The organism is Streptomyces sp. NPDC091682 (genome assembly GCF_044756625.1).
Taxonomy (GTDB): Bacteria; Actinomycetota; Actinomycetes; order Streptomycetales; family Streptomycetaceae; genus Streptomyces.
In genome coordinates this window covers 1-25,329 of record NZ_JBIVTH010000042.1, presented here as the reverse complement: position 1 = coordinate 25,329, position 25,329 = coordinate 1, and the positions used below count along the sequence as shown (strand labels likewise).

Genomic DNA, 25,329 nt, shown 5'->3' with positions numbered 1-25,329 from the left:
CCCCCAGGTCATTCGTCCGACAGAGGGGACACAGTCATACCGGGCCCGGAGGCCAGCGGCCCCATTGCAGGACCGCGAAAAACATAACGGGGGGGGGAGCGTTGCGGGGGACCGCGGCCCCCGTGCCTCGAACGCCGGCGGGGCCGAGGGCGACCCGGGCGGGGCCGGACTGCCCGGGGCCGGACGCACGAGAGCCCCGTGCCGGGCACGGGGCTCTCGGAGCGACTACTCGTCCGCGGCCGGGGCGGCGGCCGTCTTCTTCGCCGTCGCCTTCTTGACCGTGGTCTTCTTCGCGGCCGTGGTGGTCTTCTTGGCCGCCGTCGTCTTCTTCGCAGCGGCGGCCTTCGTCGCCGTCGCCTTCTTGGCCGGGGCCTTCTTCGCCGGGGCCTTCTTAGCGGGGGCCTTCTTCGCGACCTTCTTGGCCGGGCCCTTCGCCCGCTTCTCCGCGAGCAGCTCGTAGCCCCGCTCCGGCGTGATCGTCTCGACGTCGTCGTCCCGCCGCAGCGTCGCGTTCGTCTCGCCGTCCGTCACGTACGGGCCGAAGCGGCCGTCCTTGACCACGACCGGCTTCTCGCTGACCGGGTCGGTGCCCAGCTCCTTCAGCGGCGGCTTGGCCGCGGCCCGGCCGCGCTGCTTGGGCTGCGCGTAGATCGCGAGGGCCTCGTCCAGCGTGATCGAGAAGAGCTGGTCCTCGGTCTCCAGCGACCGCGAGTCCGTGCCCTTCTTCAGGTACGGGCCGTAGCGACCGTTCTGGGCCGTGATCTCCACGCCCTCCGCGTCGGCGCCGACCACGCGCGGCAGCGACATCAGCTTCAGGGCGTCGTCGAGCGTGACCGTGTCCAGGCTCATCGTCTTGAAGAGCGAGGCGGTGCGCGCCTTGACCGCGTTCTTGCCGGTCTTGGGCGTGCCCTCGGGGAGGATCTCCGTCACGTACGGCCCGTAGCGACCGTCCTTGGCGACGATCTCGTTCCCGCTGACCGGGTCCTTGCCGAGCTGGAACTCGCCGCTCGGCTTGGCGAACAGCTCCTCCGCGTACTCGACCGTCAGCTCGTCCGGAGCCATGTCGTCCGGGACATCGGCGCGCTGGTGGCCCTCCGCGTCCTTCTCGCCGCGCTCCACGTACGGCCCGTAGCGGCCGACGCGCAGCACGACGCCCTCGCCGACCGGGAAGGAGGAGATCTCCCGGGCGTCGATCGCGCCGAGGTCCGTGACCAGCTCCTTCAGACCGCCGAGGTGGTCCCCGTCGGCCGGCACGACCTCGGTGGCGTCCTCCGAGCCGAAGTAGAACCGCTTCAGCCACGGCACGGACTGGGCCTCGCCCCGCGCGATGCGGTCGAGGTCGTCCTCCATCTTCGCGGTGAAGTCGTAGTCGACGAGCCGCCCGAAGTGCTTCTCCAGCAGGTTCACCACGGCGAACGACAGGAAGGACGGCACGAGCGCCGTGCCCTTCTTGAAGACGTACCCGCGGTCGAGGATCGTGCCGATGATCGACGCGTACGTCGACGGGCGGCCGATCTCGCGCTCTTCGAGCTCCTTGACCAGCGAGGCCTCGGTGTAGCGGGCCGGCGGCTTGGTCGAGTGGCCGTCCGCCGTGATCTCCTCGGCGGCCAGCGCGTCACCCTCCGCGACCTGCGGCAGACGACGCTCGCGGTCGTCGAGCTCGGCGTTCGGGTCGTCCGCGCCCTCGACGTACGCCTTCATGAAGCCGTGGAAGGTGATCGTCTTGCCGGAGGCGCTGAACTCGGCGTCGCGTCCGTCCGAGGCGCGGCCGCCGATCTTCACGGTGACGCTGTTGCCGACCGCGTCCTTCATCTGGGAGGCGACGGTCCGCTTCCAGATCAGCTCGTACAGGCGGAACTGGTCGCCGGTCAGACCCGTCTCGGCCGGGGTGCGGAAACGATCACCCGAAGGACGGATCGCCTCGTGCGCCTCCTGCGCGTTCTTGACCTTGCCGGCGTAGACGCGCGGCTTCTCCGGCAGGTAGTCGGCCCCGTACAGCTGGGTGACCTGCGCCCGGGCCGCCGACACCGCGGTGTCGGACAGCGTGGTGGAGTCGGTACGCATGTAGGTGATGAAGCCGTTCTCGTACAGCTTCTGCGCCACCTGCATCGTCGCCTTCGCACCGAAGCCCAGCTTGCGCGAGGCCTCCTGCTGGAGCGTCGTCGTGCGGAACGGGGCGTACGGGGAGCGGCGGTACGGCTTGGACTCGACCGACCGGACCGCGAACGAGGTGTCCGCCAGCGCGGCGGCCAGGGCCCGCGCGTTCGCCTCGTCGAGGTGCAGGACCTCGCTCTTGAGCTGCCCGTTCGGGCCGAAGTCACGGCCCTGCGCGACGCGCTTGCCGTCCACCGTGTTCAGGCGGGCGACCAGGTTCGACGGGTCGGAGGCGTCACCGGCGCGGCCGGTGGAGAAGGTGCCGGTCAGGTCCCAGTACTCGGCGGAGCGGAAGGCGATGCGCTCGCGCTCCCGCTCGACGACGAGGCGGGTGGCCACCGACTGGACGCGCCCGGCCGACAGCCGCGGCATGACCTTCTTCCACAGGACCGGCGAGACCTCGTAGCCATAGAGGCGGTCGAGGATGCGGCGGGTCTCCTGGGCGTCGACCATGCGCTGGTTCAGCTCGCGCGGGTTGGCGACGGCGTCGCGGATCGCGTCCTTGGTGATCTCGTGGAAGACCATCCGGTGGACGGGAACCTTGGGCTTGAGGACTTCCTGCAGGTGCCACGCGATGGCTTCGCCCTCGCGGTCCTCATCGGTGGCGAGGAAGAGTTCGTCGGACTCGGCCAGCAGCTCCTTGAGCTTCCTGACCTGGGCCTTCTTGTCCGCGTTGACGACGTAGATCGGCTGGAAGTCGTGCTCGACGTCCACACCGAGGCGGCGGACCTCACCGGTGTACTTGTCGGGAACCTCGGCCGCGCCGTTCGGGAGGTCGCGGATGTGCCCGACGCTCGCCTCGACGACGTATCCGGGGCCGAGGTAGCCCTTGATCGTCTTCGCCTTGGCTGGGGACTCGACGATGACGAGTCGGCGGCCGCCCTTTGCGGTCTCGCTAGTCGGGGACAACTTGGCTCTTCTCTCCGGTCGGCACTCGGTCGCAGTACGGCGACGCTGCGGAGTGTGACGGTACAACCCGCCCCCGTGTCAAACGGCAGAAGCCCGCAACGGCCACTCGAACGGTAACCCGACAAGTGCCGTTTCTGCCGCCCGGATGCCGCGCCGGGGCGTTCCCGATCACCGGGCAGGGTGGCCGGGGGGCCGTCTGGCCGCGCCTTCGCGCCAGGTCCCGGGCCTGCTGCGACCTCGGCTTTCCGGACCGGATCCCCGGCCGCGTTCCGGTCCGGACGGGTCCTTCGATCTCGGCGCCGGAACTGCGCGGGGCGCCCCGGTCCCGGGGCCTTCGCCACCCTGCGGACGAGCCCCGTCGGTGCTTCGGCCGAGACGGGGCGCGTGCCCTCCGCCACCAGCGCACGGTGGAAGAGCACGCGCCCCCGCCAGGCCTGCTGAGCGGCCCCGAACAGCGGGAACGCGGCCGCCGCGAAGATCGCCGGACCGTGTTCCGCGCCGATTCCCCTTGCCCCCGGGCCGCTCTCGGGATCCCCCCGGATCCCCCTGCCCAGGAGACTGGCAGCCCTGTGGATACATCGGGCGAACCCCGGGTTACATCCCGGGGTCGACTACTGCGCGGGGCCCGCCACGGGGTCCAGGAAGCCCTGCTCGACCAGCAGCCGGATGGCCTCCGGAGTGCGGTCCCGCAGCACGATCGGGTCCTCCTGGACCAGCTGCGCGATCGCGTCCAGGATCCGGCCCGCGCTCAGTGAGCCGTCACACACTCCGGCGAAGCCGGCGCCGACCGTGTCGACCTTGGTGGCGCGCCGCATTCCGCGGTTCTGCCGGAGCACGACGTGTTCCGGATCCTCCGCGCCGGGCGCGCCGACCTGCTCCTGGACCACTTCCTCTGCGAGCGCGAAATGGGCCTCCAACAGGGCTGCGTCGTCGTGCTGCCGCAGGTAGTCCTGGCGCGCGAAGTGGGCCAGGACGGCCTCGCCGAGCGGCTGCTCCACCGTGTGGGGCCACTCCTCGATCACGATCGAGGGGTCGGCCGCGTCCGTCCGGCGCAAGGTGATCCATCCGAAGCCGACGGACTTGGTCCCGCGGGCCTCGAACTCGTCCAGCCAGTCCTCGTACCGCCGGGTGTACTCGGCGGGGTCGGTCCGGTGGTCGCCCGCATCGCGCAGCCACAGTTCTGCGTACTGCGTCACGTCCTGCACGTCGCGCTGCACGATCCAGGCGTCGCAGCCGCGCGGCACCCAGGAACGCAGCCGATCGTGCCAGTCCTCGCCCTCCACGTGCTGCCAGTTGCCGAGGAACTGCGCGTACCCGCCCGGGTTCAGCCGCGCGCCGGCCTCCTGGACCAGGGTCCGGCACAGGTCGTCGCCGCCCATACCGCCGTCCCGGTAGGTCAGCCGGGCGCCCGGGGAGATCACGAACGGCGGGTTCGACACGATGAGGTCGTACGTGGCCTCGCCGACCGGCTCGAACAGCGACCCGGCGAGCAGCTCGGCCTCCGGGGCCCCGGACAGGGCCAGCGTCAAACGGGTGAATTCCAGGGCCCTGGGGTTGACGTCGGTGGCGGTGACCCGGGTGGCGTGCCGGGACGCGTGCAGCGCCTGGATTCCGGATCCGGTGCCGACGTCGAGGGCGGAGCCGACCGGGGTGCGGACGGTGATCCCGGCCAGGGTGGTGGAGGCGCCGCCGACGCCGAGGACCACGGCTGTGCCCGGCTGACGCCCCCGGCTGCCGATCCCGCCGGCCCCTCCGACGGAGCAGCCGAGGTCGGAGACGATGAACCAGTCCTCGCCGTCCGGGCCGCCGTACGGGCGCACGTCGACGGTGGCGTGCACCGTGTCCTCGCCGTCGGCGACCTCCTCGCGCCGCAGCCAACCGTCGGTCAGGGCGGCCTCGACCGGCATCGCCTCCGCGGCGTGCACGTACGGCTCCGGCTGCTGGAGCAGAAACAGCCGGACCAGGCTCGCGAGCGCTCCGTCGCCCGGGCCGCGCGTGGCGCGCAGGGCGGGAACGGTCTCGCTGCGGGCCAGCGCGGCGTAGGCGGGGGCGCCGAGCAGGTCGAGCAGCCCGTCGGCGGTGAAACCGGCGGCGAGCAGGGCGGCGCGGAGCTCGGGGGCACGGTCGGGCTTGGGGAGACTGGTGGTACTCACGCGTCCCATTGTGTCCGCTGGGACCCGTCCTGCCGATCACACCGGGCCGCGGACGCACGAGGGCGGCCGCGGCCCTTCCGGGACCCCGGCCGCCCTGAGCGACGTACCGCGCGCAGCACCGCCCGCGCGGGCCGGCCGTGCTACTGGCCGGACGCCGGCGCCGTCGCGACCTGACAGCCCTTCTGGCTGTTGATCGCCGGGCCGAGGCCGCCAGCCTTGAGCTGGGCAAGGGCGTCCTGGCCGCCCTTCGTCACGTCCTTGAGCCCGCCCGCGACCTCCTTGAGGCCGTCGGCGAACTTCGTCTTGTCCTGTGGGTCGAGGGCGTCGGTCTTCGCCTTCAGGTCGGCGTAGCCCGTGGAGGTCGTCTCGAAGCCCTTGGCGGCCGCGTCCTGGGTCGCGGCGCCGTTCTTGACCGGCGGGACGCCCGCCGACCGCAGGGCGTCCGCCATCGCCTTGTACGACTCGGTCATGGTCGCGAACGCCGCCGAGTCGGTCTTCTGGACCTCTTCGGGCTTGCTGCTCTCCGAGGCCACCCGCTTGATCTCGACGTTGGCGGCTTCGATCTTCTCGATCTGAGGCTGCCACTGGTCACAGACCTTCTTGGCCCAGGAGCCGGCCTTCTGGTCGGTCTCGTCCCCGCCGCATCCGGACAGGACGAGCATCAGCGCCGCACCGCCCGACAACGCGGCCGCAATCTTCTTGTTCACCGGATTGGTCCCTTCGAAGGCTCTCGGCCCGGAAGATACACGCCCGGCCTACGGAGACGCACAAAGGCGGACAGACGGCGCGTGAGTCCGCGCCGCCCATCCGCCTTTCGGGCGTACCGGCCGGCCCTGCCCGGCCCTGCCCGTACCGCTGCCCGAACCTCGGGTCAGGAGACCGTCGCGGGGTCGGCCTGCTGGGCCACCCGCTCGGCGGCTCCGCCCTCGGTCTCGTCGCCGACGGCGATGCCGCGGCGCTTGGAGATGTACACCGCGGCGATGATGACCCCGATCGCGAGGACCGCGACGACCGCCCGCACGACCGGGCTGCTGTCCCCGCCGTAGCTGAACTGCACGACCGCGGGGGCGATCAGCAGCGCCACCAGGTTCATGACCTTGAGCAGCGGGTTGATCGCGGGACCCGCGGTGTCCTTGAACGGGTCGCCGACCGTGTCGCCGATGACGACGGCGGCGTGGGCCTCGCTGCCCTTGCCGCCGTGGTGGCCGTCCTCGACGAGCTTCTTCGCGTTGTCCCACGCGCCACCGGAGTTGGCGAGGAAGACCGCCATCAGGGTGCCGGTGCCGATGGCACCGGCGAGGAAGGCGCCGAGCGCGCCCACGCCGAGGGAGAAGCCCACGGCGATGGGGGTGAGCACGGCGAGCAGGCCGGGCGTGGCGAGCTCGCGCAGCGCGTCCTTGGTGCAGATGTCCACGACGCGCCCGTACTCGGGCTTCTCGGTGTAGTCCATGATCCCGGGGTGCTCGCGGAACTGCCGGCGCACCTCGTAGACGACGGCGCCCGCGGAGCGGGAGACGGCGTTGATGGCGAGCCCGGAGAACAGGAACACGACGGCCGCGCCCAGGATCAGCCCGACGAGGTTGTTGGGCTGTGCGATGTCCAGGCTGAGGTTCAGCTCCCCGGCCTTGGCGCCGACTTCCTTGACCGCTGCGGCGATCGCGTCGTTGTACGAACCGAACAGCGCCGCCGCGGCGAGCACCGCCGTGGCGATGGCGATGCCCTTGGTGATGGCCTTCGTGGTGTTGCCCACGGCGTCCAGGTCGGTCAGGACCTGCGCACCGGCGCCCTCGACGTCGCCGGACATCTCGGCGATGCCCTGGGCGTTGTCGGAGACGGGCCCGAAGGTGTCCATGGCGACGATGACGCCGACGGTGGTGAGCAGGCCGGTGCCGGCCAGGGCCACGGCGAAGAGTGCGAGCAGGATCGACGTGCCGCCGAGCAGGAACGCGCCGTAGACGCCGAGGCCGATGAGCAGGGCCGTGTAGACGGCGGACTCCAGGCCCACCGAGATTCCGGCGAGGACGACGGTGGCGGCTCCCGTCAGCGAGGATTTGCCGATGTCCCGGACGGGGCGCCGGTTGGTCTCGGTGAAGTAGCCGGTCAGCTGCTGGATCAGGGCCGCGAGCACGATGCCGATGGCGACGGCGACGACGGCCAGGATCCGCGGGTCACCGGCGTGGTTGGTGATCGCCGGGTTCTCGACGCCGACGAGCTCCTTGTAGGTGGCCGGCAGGTAGGCGTAGACGGCGATCGCGACCAGCGCCAGGGAGATCACGGCGGAGATGAAGAACCCGCGGTTGATGGCGGTCATGCCGCTGCGGTCGCTGCGGCGCGGGGAGACCGCGAAGATGCCGATCATCGCGGTGATGACGCCGATCGCGGGCACGATCAGCGGGAAGGCGAGGCCCAGGTCGCCGAAGGCGGCCTTGCCGAGGATGAGCGCGGCCACCAGGGTGACGGCGTAGGACTCGAAGAGGTCGGCCGCCATTCCGGCGCAGTCTCCGACGTTGTCGCCCACGTTGTCGGCGATGGTCGCGGCATTGCGCGGGTCGTCCTCCGGAATGCCCTGCTCGACCTTGCCGACCAGGTCGGCGCCGACGTCGGCGGCCTTGGTGAAGATTCCGCCGCCCACGCGCATGAACATCGCGATCAGTGCGGCGCCGAGACCGAAGCCCTCCAGGACCTTGGGGGCGTCGGCGGCGTAGACCAGGACGACGCAGGAGGCGCCGAGGAGGCCGAGGCCGACGGTGAACATGCCGACGACGCCGCCCGTCCGGAAGGCGATCTTCATCGCCTTGTGGGAGACCTCGGTCAGGTCCTTGGCGGGCTCCCCCTCGGCCGGGGTGGCCTCGCGTGCGGCAGCGGCGACACGGACGTTGGCGCGGACCGCCAGACGCATGCCGATGTACCCAGTGGCGGCCGAGAAGATGGCGCCCACGAGGAAGAAGGCGGAGCGCCCGCCCCGCTGCGTCCAGTCGTCGGCGGGGAGCAGGAAGAGCAGGAAGAAGACCACGACGGCGAAGATGCCGAGGGTGCGCAACTGGCGGCCGAGGTAGGCGTTGGCGCCTTCCTGGACGGCTGCGGCGATCTTCTTCATGCTGTCGGTTCCCTCGTCGGCGGCGAGGACCTGGCGGACCAGGATCTGCGCGACGACGAGTGCGGCGAGTGCCACGGCCGCAATGACGATCACGATGAGCCGATTGTCATCGGTGAGTACTGCGGCTGCCAGATCTGTGGTGCGATCGGGCGCGATAGGGGTGAAGAGCCCCGTCATTCGTCCTCCTTGACGTGATGAGCTCAAGATGTGGACGGATTGTAGGGAGCGCGCCCCGATCAAAACAGTGCGCAGGAAACGCAATTGGCGCGCTCTCGCTCCTCAGCAATAGATCGCGTCACTCCATTACCCCCGAAAGGGGTAATGGGACAAAGGCATTGACGCCCCATCATTGATCTAGGGAAATGAAAAAGGCCCTGCTCAGCAGGGCCTTGATAAAGATCCGAAGATACGAAGGATTGCGCACGAAGCAGATCACAGTGGATCTCAAGGAAGCTCGGAAACTCCGGAGACGGGCCAGCTCATCCGGATGGTCCCGCCCGATTCCCCGCTGCTCACCTCGACGTCGTCGACGAGCCCGCTGATCACCGCGAGACCCATCTCGTCCTCGGTCTCGCCCTCGGACTCCAGGACGGCGGTGATGCCGGACACCGCGTCGGCCGCGCTACCGGACGGCCCGGGGACCTCGTCGCCGACCTCGATGGAGAACGTCTTGTCCTCCTCGATCAGCACCACCCGGACGGGCGCGGTCAGTCCGTTGCTCCGATGGAGTCCGACGGCACGCGAACAGGCCTCGCCCACGGCGAGGCGGACCTCGTCGAGGACGGCTTCGTCCACGCCGACCCGGCGCGCCACGGCGGCTGCGACCAGGCGGGCCGTCCGGACGTGTTCGGGCTGGGCGCTGAAGCGCAGTTCAACGGTGGCCATGCGCATCCCCCTCGGACTACGGGCGTGCCTTGACAGGGGCCCGGGCCAACCATGGCCCGGTACCCCCGCTCTCCTTGTCGGCTCCCTGCCGCCCGAAGGCCACAGGGGGCCGCGCGGAGCCGTCAGTCGGTGGCGTTGACGGCGTCTTCCACCGTGGTGTGGATCGGAAACACCTTGGTCAGACCGGTGATGCGGAAGATCTTCAGGATGCGCTCCTGGTTGCACACCAGACGGAGCGAGCCCTCGTGCGCACGAACGCGCTTGAGGCCTCCCACCAGCACACCGAGGCCGGTGGAGTCGAGGAAGTCCACCCGCTCCATGTCGACAACCAGGTGGTAGCTGCCGTCGTTCACCAACTCGACCAACTGCTCGCGCAGCTTGGGCGCGGTATACACATCAATCTCGCCACCGACCTCCACGACCGTACGGTCGCCGACAGTGCGAGTCGACAGGGACAGGTCCACGGATCCTCCAGCACCTTGCTATCGAGCGACGCCCCCTCACCCGAAGGTAGGCGAGGGATTGGCTGCCGCGATGGCATTCAATCACTTACCGGCAGGCGCGCACGACGCCTTCGGACCATTGTCCCGCACGCCGGTGGCACACTCGGTTCCAATGGCCAACACATCTGGTCCCGGACGGCCCACGGCGCGCACGGACCCACGACCCGCTCCCGACACGGTCCTGGACCGCCTGTCACGGGGGCCTTCGCGTGCTGCGCGCATCACTCATACGGAGCACTTGCCCCCTCGGGCGGGTCGTCATGCAGTCTGGCCGGACCGCATCCGAACAGACGTCGTAGCCGCGATCGGATCGGCCGGAATCGACCATCCGTGGGAACACCAGGCCGCGGCGGCCGAGCTCGCCCTCGACGGAACGTCCGTGGTCGTGGCCACCGGAACCGCCTCTGGCAAGTCCCTCGCCTACCTGGCGCCCGTGCTCTCGGCCCTCGCGGACGGCGCCGGGGCCCCGAACGGCCGGGGCGCGACCGCCCTGTACCTGGCCCCCACCAAGGCCCTGGCGGCCGACCAGCGGCGCGCGGTACGGGAACTGGCCGCCCCGCTGGGCAACGCCGTGCGCCCCGCGGTCTACGACGGGGACACGCCCGTCGAGGAACGCGAGTGGGTGCGCCAGTACGCGAACTACGTCCTGACCAACCCCGACATGCTGCACCGCGGGATCCTCCCGGCCCACCCGCGCTGGTCGTCCTTCCTGCGTGCCCTGCGCTACGTCGTGATCGACGAGTGCCACACCTACCGCGGGGTCTTCGGCTCCCACGTGGCACAGGTGCTGCGCCGACTGCGACGGCTGTGCGCCCGCTACGGCGCGGAACCCGTCTTCCTGCTGGCCTCCGCCACCGCGAGCGACCCGGCGGCGGCCGCGTCGCGGCTGACCGGCGTACGGGTGATCGAAATCACCGACGACGCCTCACCGCGGGGCGAGGTGGTCTTCGCCCTCTGGGAGCCGCCGCTGCTCACCGAGCTGCGCGGCGAAAAGGGCGCGCCCGTACGCCGGACGGCCACCGCCGAGACGGCCGACCTGCTGACCGACCTGGTCGTCCAGGGGGTCCGAACGGTCGCCTTCGTCCGCTCCCGGCGCGGCGCCGAGCTGATCTCCGTGATCACCCAGGAACGGCTCGCGTCGGTCGACCGGTCCCTGACCCGCCGGGTCGCCGCCTACCGGGGCGGATACCTCCCCGAGGAGCGCCGGGCCCTGGAGCGGGCCCTGCACTCCGGCGAGCTGCTCGGACTGGCCGCCACGACGGCCCTGGAGCTGGGTGTGGACGTCTCCGGCCTGGACGCCGTCCTGATCACCGGCTACCCGGGTACGAGGGCCTCCCTGTGGCAGCAGGCGGGCCGCGCGGGGCGCTCGGGCCAGGGCGCCCTGGCCGTGCTGATCGCCCGGGACGACCCGCTGGACACCTACCTCGTCCACCATCCGGAGGCGCTGTTCCGGCAACCGGTGGAGGCCACCGTCCTGGACCCCGACAACCCGTACGTCCTCGCCCCCCACCTGTGCGCGGCGGCGGCGGAGCTCCCGCTGACCGAGGCGGACCTGGAACTCTTCGGCCCGGCGACCGTGGACCTCCTCCCCCAGCTCGAAGCGGCGAAGCTGCTGCGCCGCCGGGCGACCGCCTGGCACTGGACCCGCCGGGAACGGGCCTCGGACCTGACGGACATCCGGGGTGGCGGCGGCCGCCCGGTGCAGATCGTCGAGGCCTCGACCGGCCGGCTGCTGGGTACGGTCGACGAGTCGGCGGCCCACACCGCCGTCCACGAGGGGGCCGTCCACCTCCACCAGGGCCGCACGTATCTCGTGAAGCACCTGGACCTGGAGGATGCGGCGGCCCTCGTGGAACAGGCGGACCCGCCCTTCTCCACCACGGCCCGTGACACCACCTCCATCTCCGTCTTGGAGACCGAGACCGAGATCCCGTGGGGCTCGGCCCGGCTCTGCTTCGGCTCCGTCGAGGTCACCAACCAGGTCGTCTCCTATCTGCGCCGCAAGCTGATCACCGGCGAGGTGCTGGGCGAGGCCAAGCTCGACCTGCCGCCCCGCACCCTGCGCACCCGGGCCGTGTGGTGGACGGTGACCGAGGACCAACTCGACGAGGCCCGGATCAACCCGGAGATCCTCGGCGGCGCCCTGCACGCCGCCGAGCACGCCTCCATCGGCATGCTCCCGCTGTTCGCCACCTGCGACCGCTGGGACATCGGCGGCGTCTCCGTACCGCTGCATCCCGACACCCTCCTCCCCACGGTCTTCGTCTACGACGGTCACCCCGGCGGCGCCGGCTTCGCGGAGCGCGCCTTCAGCACCGCCCGTGCCTGGCTGACGGCGACCCGTGACGCGATCGCGGCCTGCGAGTGCGAAGCCGGCTGCCCTTCCTGCATCCAGTCCCCCAAGTGCGGCAACGGCAACGAACCCCTGCACAAGCGCGGCGCCATCCGCCTCCTGACACGCCTCCTCTCCGAATCACCGGCCGCCCCACCCGCCGCCCCCTCCGAGCCCTGACCAGGCCTGAACGGGCCCGACGCGGCCCCGTACCCGGTCCGCCGGTTCCCCGGTCCCCAGGGCCTCAGCCCGGCGGGCCGGGCGGGCCCGACCGGGCCCGGATCGTCGCCGCGAACGGGCCCGCCGCGACCCGGGCGGTGACCTCGGCGACCTCGCCCCGGAGCAGGCACGCGCCGAGCGCCGCGCCCTGCGCCCGGGCCACCCGCAGGGCCGCCGCGCACGCCGTCTCCGGCCCGTGGGCCCAGGTGGCCGCCGCCGCGAGCGCCGCCAGGTCGGCGGCCGCCGCCGCCCGGTGGCGAGCCACGACGGCCTGGCCGAGCAGCAGCACCCCGCCGAACACCGCAGCCAGCACCGTCGCCACCAGCGCCGCCCAGACCGTGGCCGAACCCCGGTCCCGGCTCACGGCGGCGGCCCCACGCTGTCCTCCGCCAGGGCCACCGCCTGCGCGCCGAGCCGTACCGGCAGCCCGCCCGGCCCGGGCGCCTTCGCCGCCACCCGGACCCGCCAGAGGTCACCCGTCCGCTCCAGCTCCACCCGCGCTCCCGGCGGGGCGGCCTCCCGGGCCGCCGCCTCCACCACCTCCACGGGCTCCGACCTGGCCGCCGCCCGGGCTCCGGCCCGGGCCGCGTCCACACACCGGATCTGCGCGGCCGCCGCCATCAGGGCCCACACCAGCAGCGCCGCGAACAGCACCAGTGCCGGAATCACCAGGGCGGCCTCCGCCGTCACGTATCCGCGGTCCGACTTTCCCCGGATGCGCTGTGACTTGCCCTCAGAACGGCACATCGAGCGCCTTTCCGATGGTCGACTGAAGGGCCGTGGAGACGACTTCACTCGTCACCACCTTGTAGAGGACGGCCGCGAATGCGCAGGCCGCGATCGTTCCCATCGCGTATTCCGACGTGGACATCCCCTTGTCGCCCCCGTGCGCCCCGAGCGCCGTCCGTACACGAAACCAGATGATCCTCATGACAACCTCCTGTGAATTTCCGCTGTTGCTGTCTGTGGCCCATGCGACTTCAGGTGCTCGAGAGAAGTCCCGAGGCCATACCGATCACCACCGGAGCGACTCCGATCGCGAGAAAAGCGGGGAGGAAACACAGCCCCACCGGTGCGGTGACGAGAACCGCCGCCCGCTGCGCCCGCGCTCCCACCGTGCGGGCCCGGTCCTCTCTGAGCCCGGACGCGAGCCGGGAGACCGGCTCCGCCGCGGGCGCCCCCGTCCGCGCGGCCCGTTCCAGGCACTCCGCGAGCGCCCGGGCGCCCGGTATCTCCGCCAACCTCCCCCACCCGGCGCCCGGTTCGCCGCCGAGCCGCAGCTCCGCCCCGGCTCTCGCCAGCTGGTCACCCACCGGGCCGCCCAGCGACTCCCCCACCACCTCCGCGGCCTCCACCGGGCCCGCCCCGGCCGCCAGGCACGCGGCCAACAGGTCTGCGGCGAAAGGCAACTGACGCTCCACCTCCTGCACATCAGCTCCGACCGATGGCCGCGCCCTGGCCTGCCACCGCCGCACACCGAACGCGGCCAGGCCGCCGACAGCCACACCCGTCACCCCGCCCACGAGCACCCAGCCCGCCAGCAGCGCCCCGACGGACCCGGCCCACGCGGCCACCACACCCCTCAGCGCGGAGCCGAACACCGGCCTTCGAAGTCCCGGTCCAGCTCCCAACAGGGCTGCGGCCCTGCGCGCGATCGCCCGCGTCCGGAACCGCGCCATCACCGCTGACACCCACCACAGCGAGACCACGGCCAAGCAGGCGGCGATCCCCAACCTGTGGACGACGAAGCTGCCCATCAGCGCTCCCCCGCTCGGACGATCCGCCGGCACCACAACAGCCCGAGCGCCTCCAACACCCCGCCGGCCAGCAGGCACCCCCATCCCATCGGCGTGTGCAGCAGCACCCGCAACGGATCCGCGCCCAGACCGGTGCCGATCAGCAGACCCACCAGCGGCAGCAGGGCGAGCACCAACACCGTCGACCGCGCCCCCGCCAACTGGGCCCGCAGCGACTCCTGCCGGTCCCGCTCGGCCCGCAGGGCCCCCTCCAGCCGTTCCAGTCCGGCGGCCAGTCCCGCGCCGCCGTCGACCGACACCCGCCAGCAAGCCGCCATCCCGCCCAGCCCTTCCGCCCCGGACTCCCGCGCCGCCTGGCGCAACGCACCGGTCACGTCCCCGCCGAAGGCCGCGGCAGCCAGCACGCCCGTCTCCGCCGCACCCGACCCGCCGGGGCCGACGACCGTCCTGCGCAGGGCGGCCGTCAGCGCCTGCCCGGGCTGAGCTCCCGCCCGCAGCTCGCCCACCACCGCCCCGCACAGGGCCACCACCTCTGCGGCCCGCGCCGCCCGGGCCCGCTCCCGCGCCCGTACCCGCAGCCACCGGCGCACCAGCGGCACCCCCGCCGCCCCCGCCAGCAGCGGGATCACCGACCCGCCGAGCACCGCCACCAGCAGCCCCGCCGCGAGACTGACCCACTCCCGCCACCGCGCTGCCCGCACCCGTACCGCGATCAGCAGCCGCTCCCGACGCAGCGGACCGACCGGAACCACCGGACCGGCCGCAGCGAGGACCACCTGGACCCGCCGGGACACCCGGTCGCCACCGGCCAGCCCCCAAGCGGCCGCGCCGGCGCACAGCACCCCGGCGAACAGCGGCACCGGCAGCCCCGCCCCCGCGCTCACCGGACGCCCCGCAACAGCGGGCGGAGCAGTTCCCAGCCCCGCTCCCGCACGAAGCCCCGGGCGGCCCAGCGCAGCGCCGGTACGGTGACCACCAGTCCTGCGGCGTCCCGCTCCAACACGTGCACCTCGGCCAGTCGGCGCCGTCCCTCCCGGTCCCGGACCAAGTGCAGCACCAGGGTCAGCGCCGCGGCCAACTGGCTGTGCAGGGCCGCCCGGTCGAGCCCGGCGGCCGTTCCGAGCGCCTCCAGCCGGGCGGGGACACGGGCCGCGGCATTGGCGTGGACCGTCCCGCAACCCCCCTCGTGCCCGGTGTTCAGGGCGGCGAGCAGGTCCGCCACCTCGGCACCCCGCACCTCGCCCACCACCAGCCGGTCGGGCCGCATCCGCAGCGCCTGGCGAACCAGGTCCGCCAGGGTGACCAGCCCCGCCCCCTCCTGGTTGGCCGGCCGGGTCTCCAGCCGCACCACGTGCGGATGGTCGGGGCGCAGCTCGGCCGAGTCCTCGGCCAACACGATCCGCTCGCCGGGACCGACCAGCCCCAACAGGGCGCTGAGCAGGGTGGTCTTGCCCGTTCCGGTACCGCCGGAGACGAGGAACGACAGCCGCGCCTCGACCATGTCCCGGAGCAGGTGCTGCCCACCGGGCGGCAGTGTCCCCGCGGCGACGAGCTCCTCCAGCGTGAACGCCCGCGGCCGCACCACCCGCAGCGAGAGGCAGGCCGAACCGACCGAGACCGGGGGCAGCACGGCGTGCAGCCGGGTGCCGTCGGGCATCCGGGCGTCCACCCAGGGCCGGGCGTCGTCGAGGCGCCGCCCCGCGACGGCGGCCAGCCGCTGGGCGAGCCTGCGCACGGCCTCGGCGTCGGCGAAGGTCACTCCGGTCAGCTCCAGGCCACCACCGCGGTCCACCCACACCCGGTCGGGGGCCGCCACCAGCACATCGGTGACCTCCGGATCGCCGAGCAGCGCCTCCAGCGGCCCTGCGCCGACCAGCTCGGACCGTAACTCGGCGGCCACACCGAGCACTTCGGCGTCCCCGAGCAGCCTGCCCTGGGCCCGTAGGGCTGCCGCCACCCGTGCCGGGGTCGGTTCCGCCCCGGTCTCGGCGAGCCGCCGGCGCACCGCGTCCAGGAGCACCGCGCTCATGCCGGCACCCCCTGGGCGGAGCCGAGCGCCCGCTGCCAGAAGCCGTCGCAGAAGCGGGCCAACGGGCCCTTCCCCTGCGTCCCCGGCGGTTCGCCCTCGGCCGCCCGTCCCGGGAGCCCCACCTCTACGGGCACCTCCCCGGCCAGCGGTGCCCCCAACAGCCCGGCCACGGACTCCGGATCGAGGCCGCCCGCGCAGCGTCCCCGTACGACGACCCGCACGTCCCGGGCCACCATCCGGACCCCGGCCGCCACCCGGCCCGCGGCGGCCACCGACCGCAACTCGCCCGGCACGACCATCAGCACCAGGTCGAGCTGGGCCAGCACCTCGGCCACGGCTTCGTCGACCCGCCGCGGGAGGTCGACCACCACGACCCCGCCCCGGCGGCGTGCGGCAGCCACCACGGACCGGATCGCGGCGGGCGGCACCACCACCCGGTCACCGCGGTCCCAGCTGAGCACGCGCAGGTCGTGCAGCTCGGGCAGGGACTCCTCCAGCGCTCCGGCGCCGACCCGGCCGCGCGAGGCCGCGAAGTCCGGCCAGCGCAGTCCTTCGGCGCTCTCGCCCCCGAGCAGGACGTCCATGCCACCCCCCAACGGGTCGCCGTCGATGAGGATGGTCCGTTCTCCGGCGCGGGCGGCCCGCACGGCGAGCGCGCAGGCGAGGGTGGAGGCCCCGGCGCCACCGCTGCCGCCGATCACCCCCACGGCGAGGGCGGGGCGCCCGGCCCCCTCCACGACATCGGCGATGCGGTCGACGAGCCGACTCTCGGCATCGGGGAGCCGCAACACCTCCTCGGCGCCGATCTCCACCGCCCGTTGCCACACCTGGGGGTCGTCCAGGTCCCGGCCGACGAGGAACACACCGGCCCTGCGCGGTGCCCCGCGCACCCGTCGCGCGGCGTCGTCACCCACCAGCACGAGCGGCGCGGATTCCCATCCCGCGCTCCGCGCCCCGCCGCCCACCTCGAGGGCCCCGACGGCCCCGTCCTGCTCGGGAACCTCGTGGTGCACGTGCGGCTCGGCACCCGCCGCGGCACACAGCCTCAGCAGATCGTCGAGCAGCAGCGGGTCCTCGGTGATGATCAGCGGCCGTCCGCCGCCGGGCGCGGATCCGGCCACGGAACCGGTTCCGGGGCCCGCCCCGACCCCCGTTCCCCTTCCGCCGACCACGGACTCCCGCGTTTCACACGACTTCGATCGGGCCACGATCTCCGCCCCCTTCTCGCTGCAAATGCTTCCGCCACGGACTTCGCGGCTGGAATCACCGTGCAGCGATCAGGAAAAAGAAGTGGATCTTGTTGGATAACTGTGGACAACGCATCGGTTGTGAATAACTCGGTCACCCACTCAGGTGAGTTCCGGAGCGCGGCGGAACCACTACGCACCGTCACGAGTCTGGTGTGGTGAGGGCCTTCGCCGCGTCGGCCCCACACAAGAGGAGGGGCCGAAGGATGGTCACTTGGAGCCGAAGGCAGGGACGCGAACCGCGTCCGGACATGCGACGACCCCCGCCGGGGGGGAGAGCGGGGGTCGTCCCCACGGTCCGACTCGGGGGGGGAGGAGCCAGACCGGGTTAGCACGGTCGCGAACGATCCGTGACTTCCATGGTGTACCCGAGAGCCTTCTCAGGCAAACCCACGCGCCACACCTTACGCCGAATGGTGGGCGCATATGCTCGAGGCGTGGAAAATCAGCCCTTGCCGCACTCCTCGCCTCGCACCGCAGCCTTCTTCGACCTGGACAAGACGGTCATTGCGAAGTCGAGCACCTTGACGTTCAGCAAGTCCTTCTACCAAGGCGGCCTGATCAACCGGCGAGCCGTGTTGCGCACCGCGTACACCCAGTTCATCTTCCTGGCCGGCGGTGCCGACCACGATCAGATGGAACGGATGCGGGAGTACCTGTCCGCCCTCTGCAAGGGGTGGAACGTGCAGCAGGTGCGGGAGATCGTCGCCGAGACCCTGCACGACCTCATCGACCCGATCATCTACGACGAGGCCGCGTCCCTGATCGAGGCCCACCACACCGCGGGCCGCGACGTGGTGATCGTGTCCACCTCCGGCGCGGAAGTCGTCGAGCCCATCGGGGAGATGCTCGGCGCGGACCGGGTCGTCGCCACCCGCATGGTCGTGGGTGAGGACGGTTGCTTCACCGGTGAGATCGAGTACTACGCCTACGGGCCCACCAAGGCGGAGGCGGTACGCGAGCTCGCGGAGTCCGAGGGGTACGACCTCACCCGCTGCTACGCCTACAGCGACTCGGCCACCGACGTCCCGATGCTCGAAGCCGTCGGACACCCGCACGCCGTCAACCCCGACCGGGCACTGCGGCGGGAAGCCGTGGCGCGCGAGTGGCCGGTCCTGGTTTTCAACCGGCCCGTACGGCTGAAGCAGCGCCTTCCCGGGCTGTCCATGCCGACCCGGCCCGCCCTGGTCGCCGCGGCGGCGGTGGGCGCGGCAGCCGCCACGGCCGGGCTGGTCTGGTACGCGAGCCGGCGCCGCGCCCATGCACTGGCCTCAGCCGGCTCTGCCTGAATGTCCTGACCTGCACGGATAAAGACTGTCCGGTTCGCCCTCGGTCGTCCCGGAAAGTAAAAAGTGGAGCTAGGGGTTTCGCATGGCTCCGAAGCGGAGTACAAATAAAGCAACGGCCCGCGAGACCAAAGAACATCCGAGAGGATCATCTTTAAAACGCAGTAAGGCCCACGGACCGGAGCATGAGCGCCGAGCACCCACGCGACGTCGACCCGTCGATTACGGGCCAGCCGCACCAGGTAACGGGCAAAGACCCCGACCTGATGGGCAACTATCGAGGACGCTTGGTAACTGGGCGTAAATGCCAGCGGCGACACCAAAGCAAGACGGTGTCGCCGCAACCCATGTCCGGGGTCCGAACGACTCAGACAAGGGGCCGAACGGGCAGAACGGTAGAACGGGCGGCTCAGGCCGCACCCCGCTGCAGGGCTTCGCAGACCGCCGTCGACTCGCGGACACCCAGCTCGACCGCCCGGCCGCAGTGCGCGATCCAGGCGGACATGCCCTCCGCGGTCCCGGAAACGTAGCCCTCGAAGGCGGCCAGGTAGGCGTCGTTCCCCTGCTCCGCGTGGCCGACCTCCGCCGGGCAGATGGCCTTGGGGTCCAGGCCGCTGTTGATCAGGACGATCCGCTCGGCCGCCCGCGCGACCAGCCCGTTGTACGAGGCGAACGGACGCAGCGCCAGCAGTTCGCCGTGCACCACCGCGGCCGTGATCAGGGCCGGGGCGGAACCGCCCGCGATGATCAGGCGGGACAGCCCGTCGAGGCGGCCGGCCACCTCCTCAGCGCTCGGGAGCGGGAGTTCCACCAGGGGTTCGGTCACCGGCTCGCCCGCCAGCCGGGGACGGCCCACGACATCGCCGTCCGCCGTCGACCCGCACGCCACCAGGTGCAGCCGCGCCAGGACCCGGAGCGGCGACTGGCGCCAGATGCTCAGCAACTGGCCGGCCTCCGCCGTGAGCCGCAGTGCCGCGCCCACCGTCAGCGCCTCCGGCTCCGAACCGAAGTCGGTCCGACGGCGCACCTCCTCCAACGCCCAGTCCGCACCGGACAGCGCCGCGCTCCCGCGGGCGCCGCGCAGGGCGGCCTCCGAGGTGATCTCACCGCTGCGGCGACGCATCACCCGGTGCCCGTAGACGCGGTCCACGGCCTTGCGTACGGAATCCACGGATTCGGCCACACCGGGCAGTCCGGCCAGAGGGGCCAGCGGGTCAGAAGCGCTACTCATAAGTAGGGAGCCTACGCACTGGGCACCCATAGCACCGACCCCTCCTTGGAGTGGTCTTCTTCACTCACCTTGACAACACAGTGCTATCGAACCGCTACGCTTGGTGAACATGAAGATCGCTTTCGTGGGAAAGGGCGGCAGCGGCAAGACGACCCTGTCCTCCCTCTTCATCCGCCACCTCGCCGCCAATGAAGCCCCCGTCGTCGCGGTGGACGCCGACATCAACCAACATCTGGGCGCCGCGCTCGGACTCACCGAGGAGGAGGCCGACGAACTGCCGGCCCTCGGCGCGCACCTGCCCCTGATCAAGGAGTACCTGCGCGGTTCCAACCCGCGCATCCCGTCCGCCGACTCGATGATCAAAACCACCCCGCCCGGCCGTGGATCGCGCCTGCTGCGCGTCACCGAGGACAACCCGGTGTACGAGGCCTGCGCGCGCACGCTCCTGCTCGACGGGGAGCCCGTACGCCTCATGGCGACCGGGCCGTTCACCGAGGCCGACTTGGGCGTGGCTTGCTACCACTCCAAGGTCGGGGCGGTCGAGCTCTGCCTCAACCACTTGATCGACGGTCCTGACGAGTACGTGGTCGTCGACATGACGGCCGGCTCGGACTCCTTCGCCTCGGGCATGTTCACCCGCTTCGACGTGACCTTCCTGGTCGCCGAACCGACCCGCAAGGGCGTCTCCGTCTACCGCCAGTACAAGGAGTACGCGCGGGACTTTGGGGTCGCGCTCAAGGTCATCGGCAACAAGGTGCAGGGACCCGAGGACATCGAGTTCCTCCAGGACGAGGTGGGCGAGGACCTGCTGGTCACCGTCGGGCACTCCGACTGGGTGCGGGCGATGGAGAAGGGCCGGCCGGCCCCCTTCGAGCTACTCGAAGCCTCCAACCGGCTCGCCCTCCAGGAGCTCCAGGACGCAGCCGACGACTCGTACGCGCACCGAGACTGGGCCCGGTACACGGAGCAGATGGTCAGCTTCCACCTCAAGAACGCGGAGAGCTGGGGCAACGCCAAGACCGGGGTCGACCTGGCGGACCAGGTCGACCCCGGATTCGTCCTGCGCGAGGGGGCCGAGGCGCTCGTCAGCCCTCGTCCGCACTCCCCGCGGCCGGCTCCTCAGCCTGCTTGACGCCCGCGGGGGCGGCCGGCGCCGCCGGCGGCCCCGCGGTCAGGAACTTCCCCCAGCCCTCCTTCGGCGCCTCCCCGACGTCGAGGGTGCGCATCCACTCCAGGGCCTTCGGGTCCTGCGCGTCCAGCCAGTCCGCCAGCTCCCGGAACGGAACGCAGCGGACCTCCTTCTGGGTGCACATGGTCTTGATGGACTCCTCGACGGCGCGCATGTAGGTGCCGCCGTTCCAGGACTCGAAGTGATTTCCGATGATCAGCGGTGCGCGGTTGCCCTGGTAGGCGCGGTCGAAGGCCTCCCGCAAGCCGTCGCGCATCTGGTCACCCCAGTACGCGTGCTGGGAGGGGTCACCCTGCGAGGTCGTCCCGGACTGGTTGACCATGTAGTTGTAGTCCATGCTCAGGGTGTCGAAGGCACGCCCCGGCATGGGCACCAGCTGGAGCGGGATGTCCCAGAGCCCGTCGGTCTTCTTGGGCCAGATCTGCTTGCTGATGCCGCTGGAGTCATAGCGGAAGCCCATGTCCTTCGCCGCCAGCATGAAGTTCTTCTGACCTTCGAGGCAGGGCGTGCGGGCGCCGATGAGCTCCTTGTCGTAGTTGAAGGGGAGCGCCTCCTGGTCCTTCAGGCCGGAGTTGGTCTTCCAGTTCTTGACGAAGGACTTGGCCTGGTTGATCTCGCTCTTCCACTCCTCCACGGACCAGGTGCCGACGCCGCCGTCGGGGCCGCAGAAGTGCCCGTTGAAGTGGGTGCCGATCTCATTGCCCTCCAGCCACGCCGCGCGGACCTGGGTGGCGGTGTCCTTGATGCCCTGGAGGTCGCCGAAGCCGATGTCGGAGCGGCCGGACTCATGCTGGGGCGCCGTATAGAGGGAACGTTTCTCCTCAGGGAGCATGTAGACGCCGCTGAGGAAGTACGTCATGCGGGCGTTGTACTTCTTGCCGACCTCGCGGAAGTGCGAGAAGAGCTTCTGACTGTCCTCGCCGGCCCCGTCCCACGAGAACACCACGAACTGCGGCGGCTTTTCGCCGGGCCCCAGCTTTTGCGGCTTCTGCACGTTCGGCTGCATGCCGGTGTACGCGGTCGACCCGTCGCCGATGGGCCGGTTGACGCTACCCGGAGCCTCCGGGGCGGCGGCCCCCTTCAGCGCGTTCGGGGCCCCGGGAGCCGGGGACTTGGCGGGTTCAGAGGTGCTGCACCCGGCGACCCCCAGGACCAGCGCCGTGGCGACCAGGCCGCCGGCGATCTTCTTCGTGGCGGCGATCATCCGCCCACCTCTCCCTCGCAGTTCCATCGCAGGACTTCCGCGCCGCAACGTCCCATGCGGTCCGCTCGAGAGAAGGTATGACAAGCCGGACAAAATGCTTAATCACCCTTGAGTGCTAATTCGTACGCCATTTGCCCGTATTATTCACCGCTCACCTTTACTCTCCATTACCATTCATTTACCGAGCGTTGAGAATCCCGCCGCTTCATCCCTCCCCAGAGGAGACGGGAACCCATGACAGCCACCTCCCCCACGAGCTCCGCCCAACAGATCCGCAAGGACCTTCCCGCGGATCTCTCCGCCTCCATCGCCGTCTTCCTGATCGCCCTGCCACTCTCGCTCGGCATCGCCCTGGCCACCGGTGCCCCGCTCCAGGCGGGGCTGGTCGCCGCGGCGGTCGGCGGGATCGTCGCCGGGCGGCTGGGTGGCGCTCCACTCCAGGTGAGCGGGCCCGCCGCCGGACTTACCGTGGTCACCGCCGAGTTGATCCAGCGCTACGGATGGCGCACCACCTGTGCCATCACCGTGCTCGCCGGCCTCTGCCAACTCGGCCTCGCCGCGCTGCGCACCGCCCGGTCGGCGCTCATGGTCAGCCCGGCCATCGTGCACGGCATGCTCGCGGGCATCGGCGTGACCATCGCGCTGGCCCAGCTGCACATCGTGCTCGGCGGCACACCACAGAGCAACGCCGTGGCCAACGTCGTGGGCCTGCCCGGCCAGTTGGCCGATCTGCATCCGGTCGCGCTGGGCATCAGCGCGCTGACCCTGCTCGTCCTGCTTGGCTGGCCACGGCTGCCCGGTCGGGTGGGCCGCGCCCTGCGCAAGGTGCCCGCGGCGCTCGCCGCCGTCGCCACGGCCACGGCCTTCGCCGCGCTGGCCGGGCTCAGCCTGCCGCGGGTGGACCTGCCGTCCTGGCGCAGCCACGCCCTGCCCGAACTGCCCGAAGGGCCGGTCCTCGGTCTCATCGCCGCGGTACTGACCATCACCCTGGTCGGCAGCGTGGAATCGCTGCTCTCCTCCGTCGCGACCGACAAGCTGATCGCCTCCGAGCGCCGTACGGGCAACCGCCCGCCGCGCGCCGATCTCGACCGGGAACTGCGAGGCCAGGGCGCGGCGAACATCGTCTCCGGCGCGCTGGGCGGGCTGCCCATCACGGGTGTGGCCGTCCGCAGTGTGGCGAACGTCAAGTCCGGTGCAGTCAGCCGAAAGTCGTCCATGCTGCACGGATTCTGGGTGCTGCTCGCGGCCGGACTGCTGGTCCCGGTCCTCGACCTGATCCCGCTCGCCGCACTGGCCGCCCTCGTGATGGCGGTCGGCGTACAGATGGTCAACATCACGCACCTGCGCAGCGTCACCCGGCACCGGGAGGTCCTGGTCTACGGCACGACCATCGTCGCCGTGGTGCTCGGCGGGGTCCTGGAGGGCGTGGCCATCGGTATCGCCGTGGCCGTCGCGCTGGCCCTGTACCGGCTCACCCGGACCCGGATCACCGTGGAGCGACTGGACGGCGGGGCCCACCGGGTGGAGGCCCGTGGACAGTTGACCTTCCTCGCGGTGCCCCGGCTGAGCCGGGTGCTGAACCAGATTCCGCACGACGGACACGCCGTGATCGAGCTGGACGGCTCGTTCATGGACCACGCGGCCTACGAGACGCTGCACGACTGGCAGGATTCCCACCTGGCGCACGGAGGCTCGCTGGAGGTCACCGGCCGCGCCGGAGCGTCGGCGCGACTGCCCGAGGCCGCGCCCGGAGCCGTGCTCGGAGTCGCATCCGACGACGCGCCTGACGACGGGAGCCACCACGCGGACCGCTCCCGCCGCACGTCGCAGCGCGGCGTGCACCAGTGCTGCCGCCCCTGGACTCCGTGGCAGAACCACTGCGACCACCGCCCCGCGGGTACCCGTACGATCACTGCCGCAGCCGCGGCCGAGGCAGCCGCGGCGGCCGCCGAGGCGGAAACGGGGGCCGCCACCGAACCGTCCGGCTCTCCCTCCCCCCGGCGGCGCGGCGCGGGCCAACTGGCCAATGGGATCAGCGCCTTCCAGCGCGACACCGCACCTCACGTGCGGGACGAGCTGGCCCGGCTGGCCCGCGAGGGGCAGCGGCCCTCCCAGCTCTTCCTCACCTGCGCAGACTCCCGCCTGGTGACCAGCATGATCACGGCCAGCGGACCGGGTGACCTGTTCACGGTCCGCAACGTCGGCAATCTGGTCCCGCTACCCGGCGCGGAGTCCACCGACGACTCCGTCGCCGCGGCCATCGAGTACGCCGTGGACGTGCTGCAGGTCGACAGCATCACGGTGTGCGGGCACTCGGGCTGCGGCGCCATGCAGGCCCTGCTCTCCTCCGCGCCCGGCGCCCCGATGACCCCGCTGCGCCGCTGGCTGAAGCACGGGCTGCCCAGCCTGGAGCGGATGGCCAGCCGCCACCACGCATGGGCCCGGATCTCGGGCCGGCTCCCGGCGGACGCGGTGGAGCAGCTGTGCCTGACCAATGTGGTCCAGCAACTGGAGCACCTGCGGGCCCATGAATCGGTGGCCAGGCGACTCGCCGAAGGCACCCTGGAACTGCACGGGATGTACTTCCACGTGGGCGAGGCTCAGGCGTATCTGCTGTCCGAGGGCGAGGACTTCTTCGACTGTCGGGTCTTCGACAGCGTGGGCCAGCACGCCTGAACCGATACCCTCCCGTAATCGTGCAATCGTTTGGCCCCTTGCCGCTCCCTGCAGCGGGAAGGGGCCATTCGCACTCCGTTCTCGCGCGGACCAGATCGTGATATAGGTCTAAACCAATTCTCGGCTACCCCTTGTCACCTGGGCCGCTGACTGATGAGCTATGCCCGGGGACACAACGGACACCCTGGGAAAGGGAGATGTCGTGAGCAATGAGAGCTTGGCCAATCTGCTCAAGGAGGAGCGGCGGTTCGCACCGCCCGCCGATCTGGCCGCCGCCGCCAATGTGACCGAGGCTGCGTATGCACAGGCCGACGCGGACCGGCTGGGCTTCTGGGCCGAGCAGGCCCGGCGGCTGACCTGGGCCACCGAGCCGACCGAGACGCTCGACTGGACGAACCCGCCCTTCGCGAAGTGGTTCGCGGACGGCAAGCTCAACGTCGCGTACAACTGCGTGGACC

20 protein-coding genes are annotated in these 25,329 nt (G+C 71.4%); 5 read left to right on the top strand and 15 right to left on the bottom strand.

The window, feature by feature from the left end:
* Window positions 1–225: 225 nt before the first annotated feature.
* The 6 genes from topA to bldG form a co-directional block, all read right to left on the bottom strand.
* Window positions 226–3,063 carry a type I DNA topoisomerase gene (topA, locus tag ACIQK6_RS41645; RefSeq protein WP_329099871.1) on the bottom strand — a complete coding sequence of 946 codons (2,838 nt, stop codon included), beginning with the start codon at window positions 3,061–3,063 and terminating at the stop codon, window positions 226–228.
* A 611-nt stretch (window positions 3,064–3,674) separates the two neighbouring features.
* Window positions 3,675–5,225, bottom strand: coding sequence for a methyltransferase (locus ACIQK6_RS41640; RefSeq protein WP_329099872.1), 1,551 nt, complete (start codon window positions 5,223–5,225; stop codon window positions 3,675–3,677).
* A gap of 131 nt (window positions 5,226–5,356) precedes the next feature.
* Window positions 5,357–5,923, bottom strand: coding sequence for a small secreted protein (locus ACIQK6_RS41635; RefSeq protein ID WP_329099873.1), 567 nt, complete (start codon window positions 5,921–5,923; stop codon window positions 5,357–5,359).
* Between the two features lie 164 nt (window positions 5,924–6,087).
* Window positions 6,088–8,490 (bottom strand): sodium-translocating pyrophosphatase, encoded by a 2,403-nt coding sequence (locus ACIQK6_RS41630; protein WP_329099874.1) that lies wholly within the window; start codon window positions 8,488–8,490, stop codon window positions 6,088–6,090.
* A 267-nt stretch (window positions 8,491–8,757) separates the two neighbouring features.
* Window positions 8,758–9,198, bottom strand: coding sequence for an ATP-binding protein (locus ACIQK6_RS41625; protein WP_329099875.1), 441 nt, complete (start codon window positions 9,196–9,198; stop codon window positions 8,758–8,760).
* Window positions 9,199–9,320: 122 nt separating this feature from the next.
* Window positions 9,321–9,662: an anti-sigma factor antagonist BldG gene (gene bldG, locus ACIQK6_RS41620; protein ID WP_008743037.1), complete on the bottom strand. Its 342-nt coding sequence runs from the start codon at window positions 9,660–9,662 to the stop codon at window positions 9,321–9,323.
* Between the two features lie 70 nt (window positions 9,663–9,732).
* Between bldG and ACIQK6_RS41615 the strand changes: the two genes are divergently transcribed.
* On the top strand, window positions 9,733–12,213 hold the full coding sequence (locus ACIQK6_RS41615; RefSeq protein WP_329099876.1) for a DEAD/DEAH box helicase: 2,481 nt from the start codon (window positions 9,733–9,735) through the stop codon (window positions 12,211–12,213).
* A gap of 64 nt (window positions 12,214–12,277) precedes the next feature.
* Here ACIQK6_RS41615 and ACIQK6_RS41610 read toward each other — a convergent pair whose 3' ends face one another.
* The 7 genes from ACIQK6_RS41610 to ssd are packed head-to-tail and all read right to left on the bottom strand — an operon-like array spanning window position 12,278 to window position 17,159.
* Window positions 12,278–12,616 (bottom strand): Rv3654c family TadE-like protein, encoded by a 339-nt coding sequence (locus ACIQK6_RS41610; protein WP_329099877.1) that lies wholly within the window; start codon window positions 12,614–12,616, stop codon window positions 12,278–12,280.
* Window positions 12,613–12,999, bottom strand: coding sequence for a TadE family type IV pilus minor pilin (locus tag ACIQK6_RS41605; protein ID WP_329099879.1), 387 nt, complete (start codon window positions 12,997–12,999; stop codon window positions 12,613–12,615). Before ACIQK6_RS41605 ends, ACIQK6_RS41610 begins: the two co-directional genes overlap by 4 nt.
* Entirely contained in the window at window positions 12,986–13,183 is a 198-nt protein-coding gene (locus ACIQK6_RS41600) for a DUF4244 domain-containing protein (protein WP_329099880.1), read from the bottom strand. The genes ACIQK6_RS41605 and ACIQK6_RS41600 overlap by 14 nt, the downstream gene beginning before the upstream one ends.
* Before the next feature lie 49 nt (window positions 13,184–13,232).
* Complete coding sequence (locus tag ACIQK6_RS41595; RefSeq protein WP_329099881.1) at window positions 13,233–14,009, bottom strand: type II secretion system F family protein; 777 nt, start codon at window positions 14,007–14,009, stop codon at window positions 13,233–13,235.
* Window positions 14,009–14,893 carry a type II secretion system F family protein gene (locus tag ACIQK6_RS41590; protein ID WP_402697627.1) on the bottom strand — a complete coding sequence of 295 codons (885 nt, stop codon included), beginning with the start codon at window positions 14,891–14,893 and terminating at the stop codon, window positions 14,009–14,011. The genes ACIQK6_RS41595 and ACIQK6_RS41590 overlap by 1 nt, the downstream gene beginning before the upstream one ends.
* The gene (locus tag ACIQK6_RS41585) at window positions 14,890–16,038 is read right to left on the bottom strand and encodes a TadA family conjugal transfer-associated ATPase (RefSeq protein WP_329099884.1); all 1,149 of its coding nucleotides are present in this window, start codon (window positions 16,036–16,038) and stop codon (window positions 14,890–14,892) included. Before ACIQK6_RS41585 ends, ACIQK6_RS41590 begins: the two co-directional genes overlap by 4 nt.
* Window positions 16,035–17,159, bottom strand: coding sequence for a septum site-determining protein Ssd (ssd, locus tag ACIQK6_RS41580; RefSeq protein WP_402697625.1), 1,125 nt, complete (start codon window positions 17,157–17,159; stop codon window positions 16,035–16,037). Before ssd ends, ACIQK6_RS41585 begins: the two co-directional genes overlap by 4 nt.
* Before the next feature lie 539 nt (window positions 17,160–17,698).
* On the opposite strand from ssd, the gene ACIQK6_RS41575 reads away from it, so the two are divergent.
* Complete coding sequence (locus ACIQK6_RS41575; protein WP_329099886.1) at window positions 17,699–18,574, top strand: HAD-IB family hydrolase; 876 nt, start codon at window positions 17,699–17,701, stop codon at window positions 18,572–18,574.
* 406 nt (window positions 18,575–18,980) lie between these two features.
* Here ACIQK6_RS41575 and ACIQK6_RS41570 read toward each other — a convergent pair whose 3' ends face one another.
* Complete coding sequence (locus ACIQK6_RS41570) at window positions 18,981–19,802, bottom strand: oxidoreductase (RefSeq protein WP_329099887.1); 822 nt, start codon at window positions 19,800–19,802, stop codon at window positions 18,981–18,983.
* Window positions 19,803–19,911: 109 nt separating this feature from the next.
* Here ACIQK6_RS41570 and ACIQK6_RS41565 point away from each other — a divergent pair, with 109 nt between their 5' ends.
* The gene (locus ACIQK6_RS41565; protein WP_329099888.1) at window positions 19,912–20,934 is read left to right on the top strand and encodes an ATP-binding protein; all 1,023 of its coding nucleotides are present in this window, start codon (window positions 19,912–19,914) and stop codon (window positions 20,932–20,934) included.
* On the opposite strand, the gene ACIQK6_RS41560 is transcribed toward ACIQK6_RS41565, so the two are convergent.
* The gene (locus ACIQK6_RS41560) at window positions 20,888–22,195 is read right to left on the bottom strand and encodes a hypothetical protein (protein ID WP_329099890.1); all 1,308 of its coding nucleotides are present in this window, start codon (window positions 22,193–22,195) and stop codon (window positions 20,888–20,890) included. The genes ACIQK6_RS41565 and ACIQK6_RS41560 overlap by 47 nt on opposite strands.
* A gap of 234 nt (window positions 22,196–22,429) precedes the next feature.
* Here ACIQK6_RS41560 and ACIQK6_RS41555 point away from each other — a divergent pair, with 234 nt between their 5' ends.
* Both ACIQK6_RS41555 and ACIQK6_RS41550 read left to right on the top strand, forming a co-directional pair.
* A complete protein-coding gene (locus ACIQK6_RS41555) occupies window positions 22,430–24,871 on the top strand; it encodes a SulP family inorganic anion transporter (RefSeq protein ID WP_402697622.1) in 2,442 nt (813 codons plus the stop codon).
* Window positions 24,872–25,031: 160 nt separating this feature from the next.
* The coding region (locus ACIQK6_RS41550) for an acetyl-coenzyme A synthetase N-terminal domain-containing protein (protein WP_402697620.1) at window positions 25,032–25,329 on the top strand (298 nt) is incomplete at its 3' end.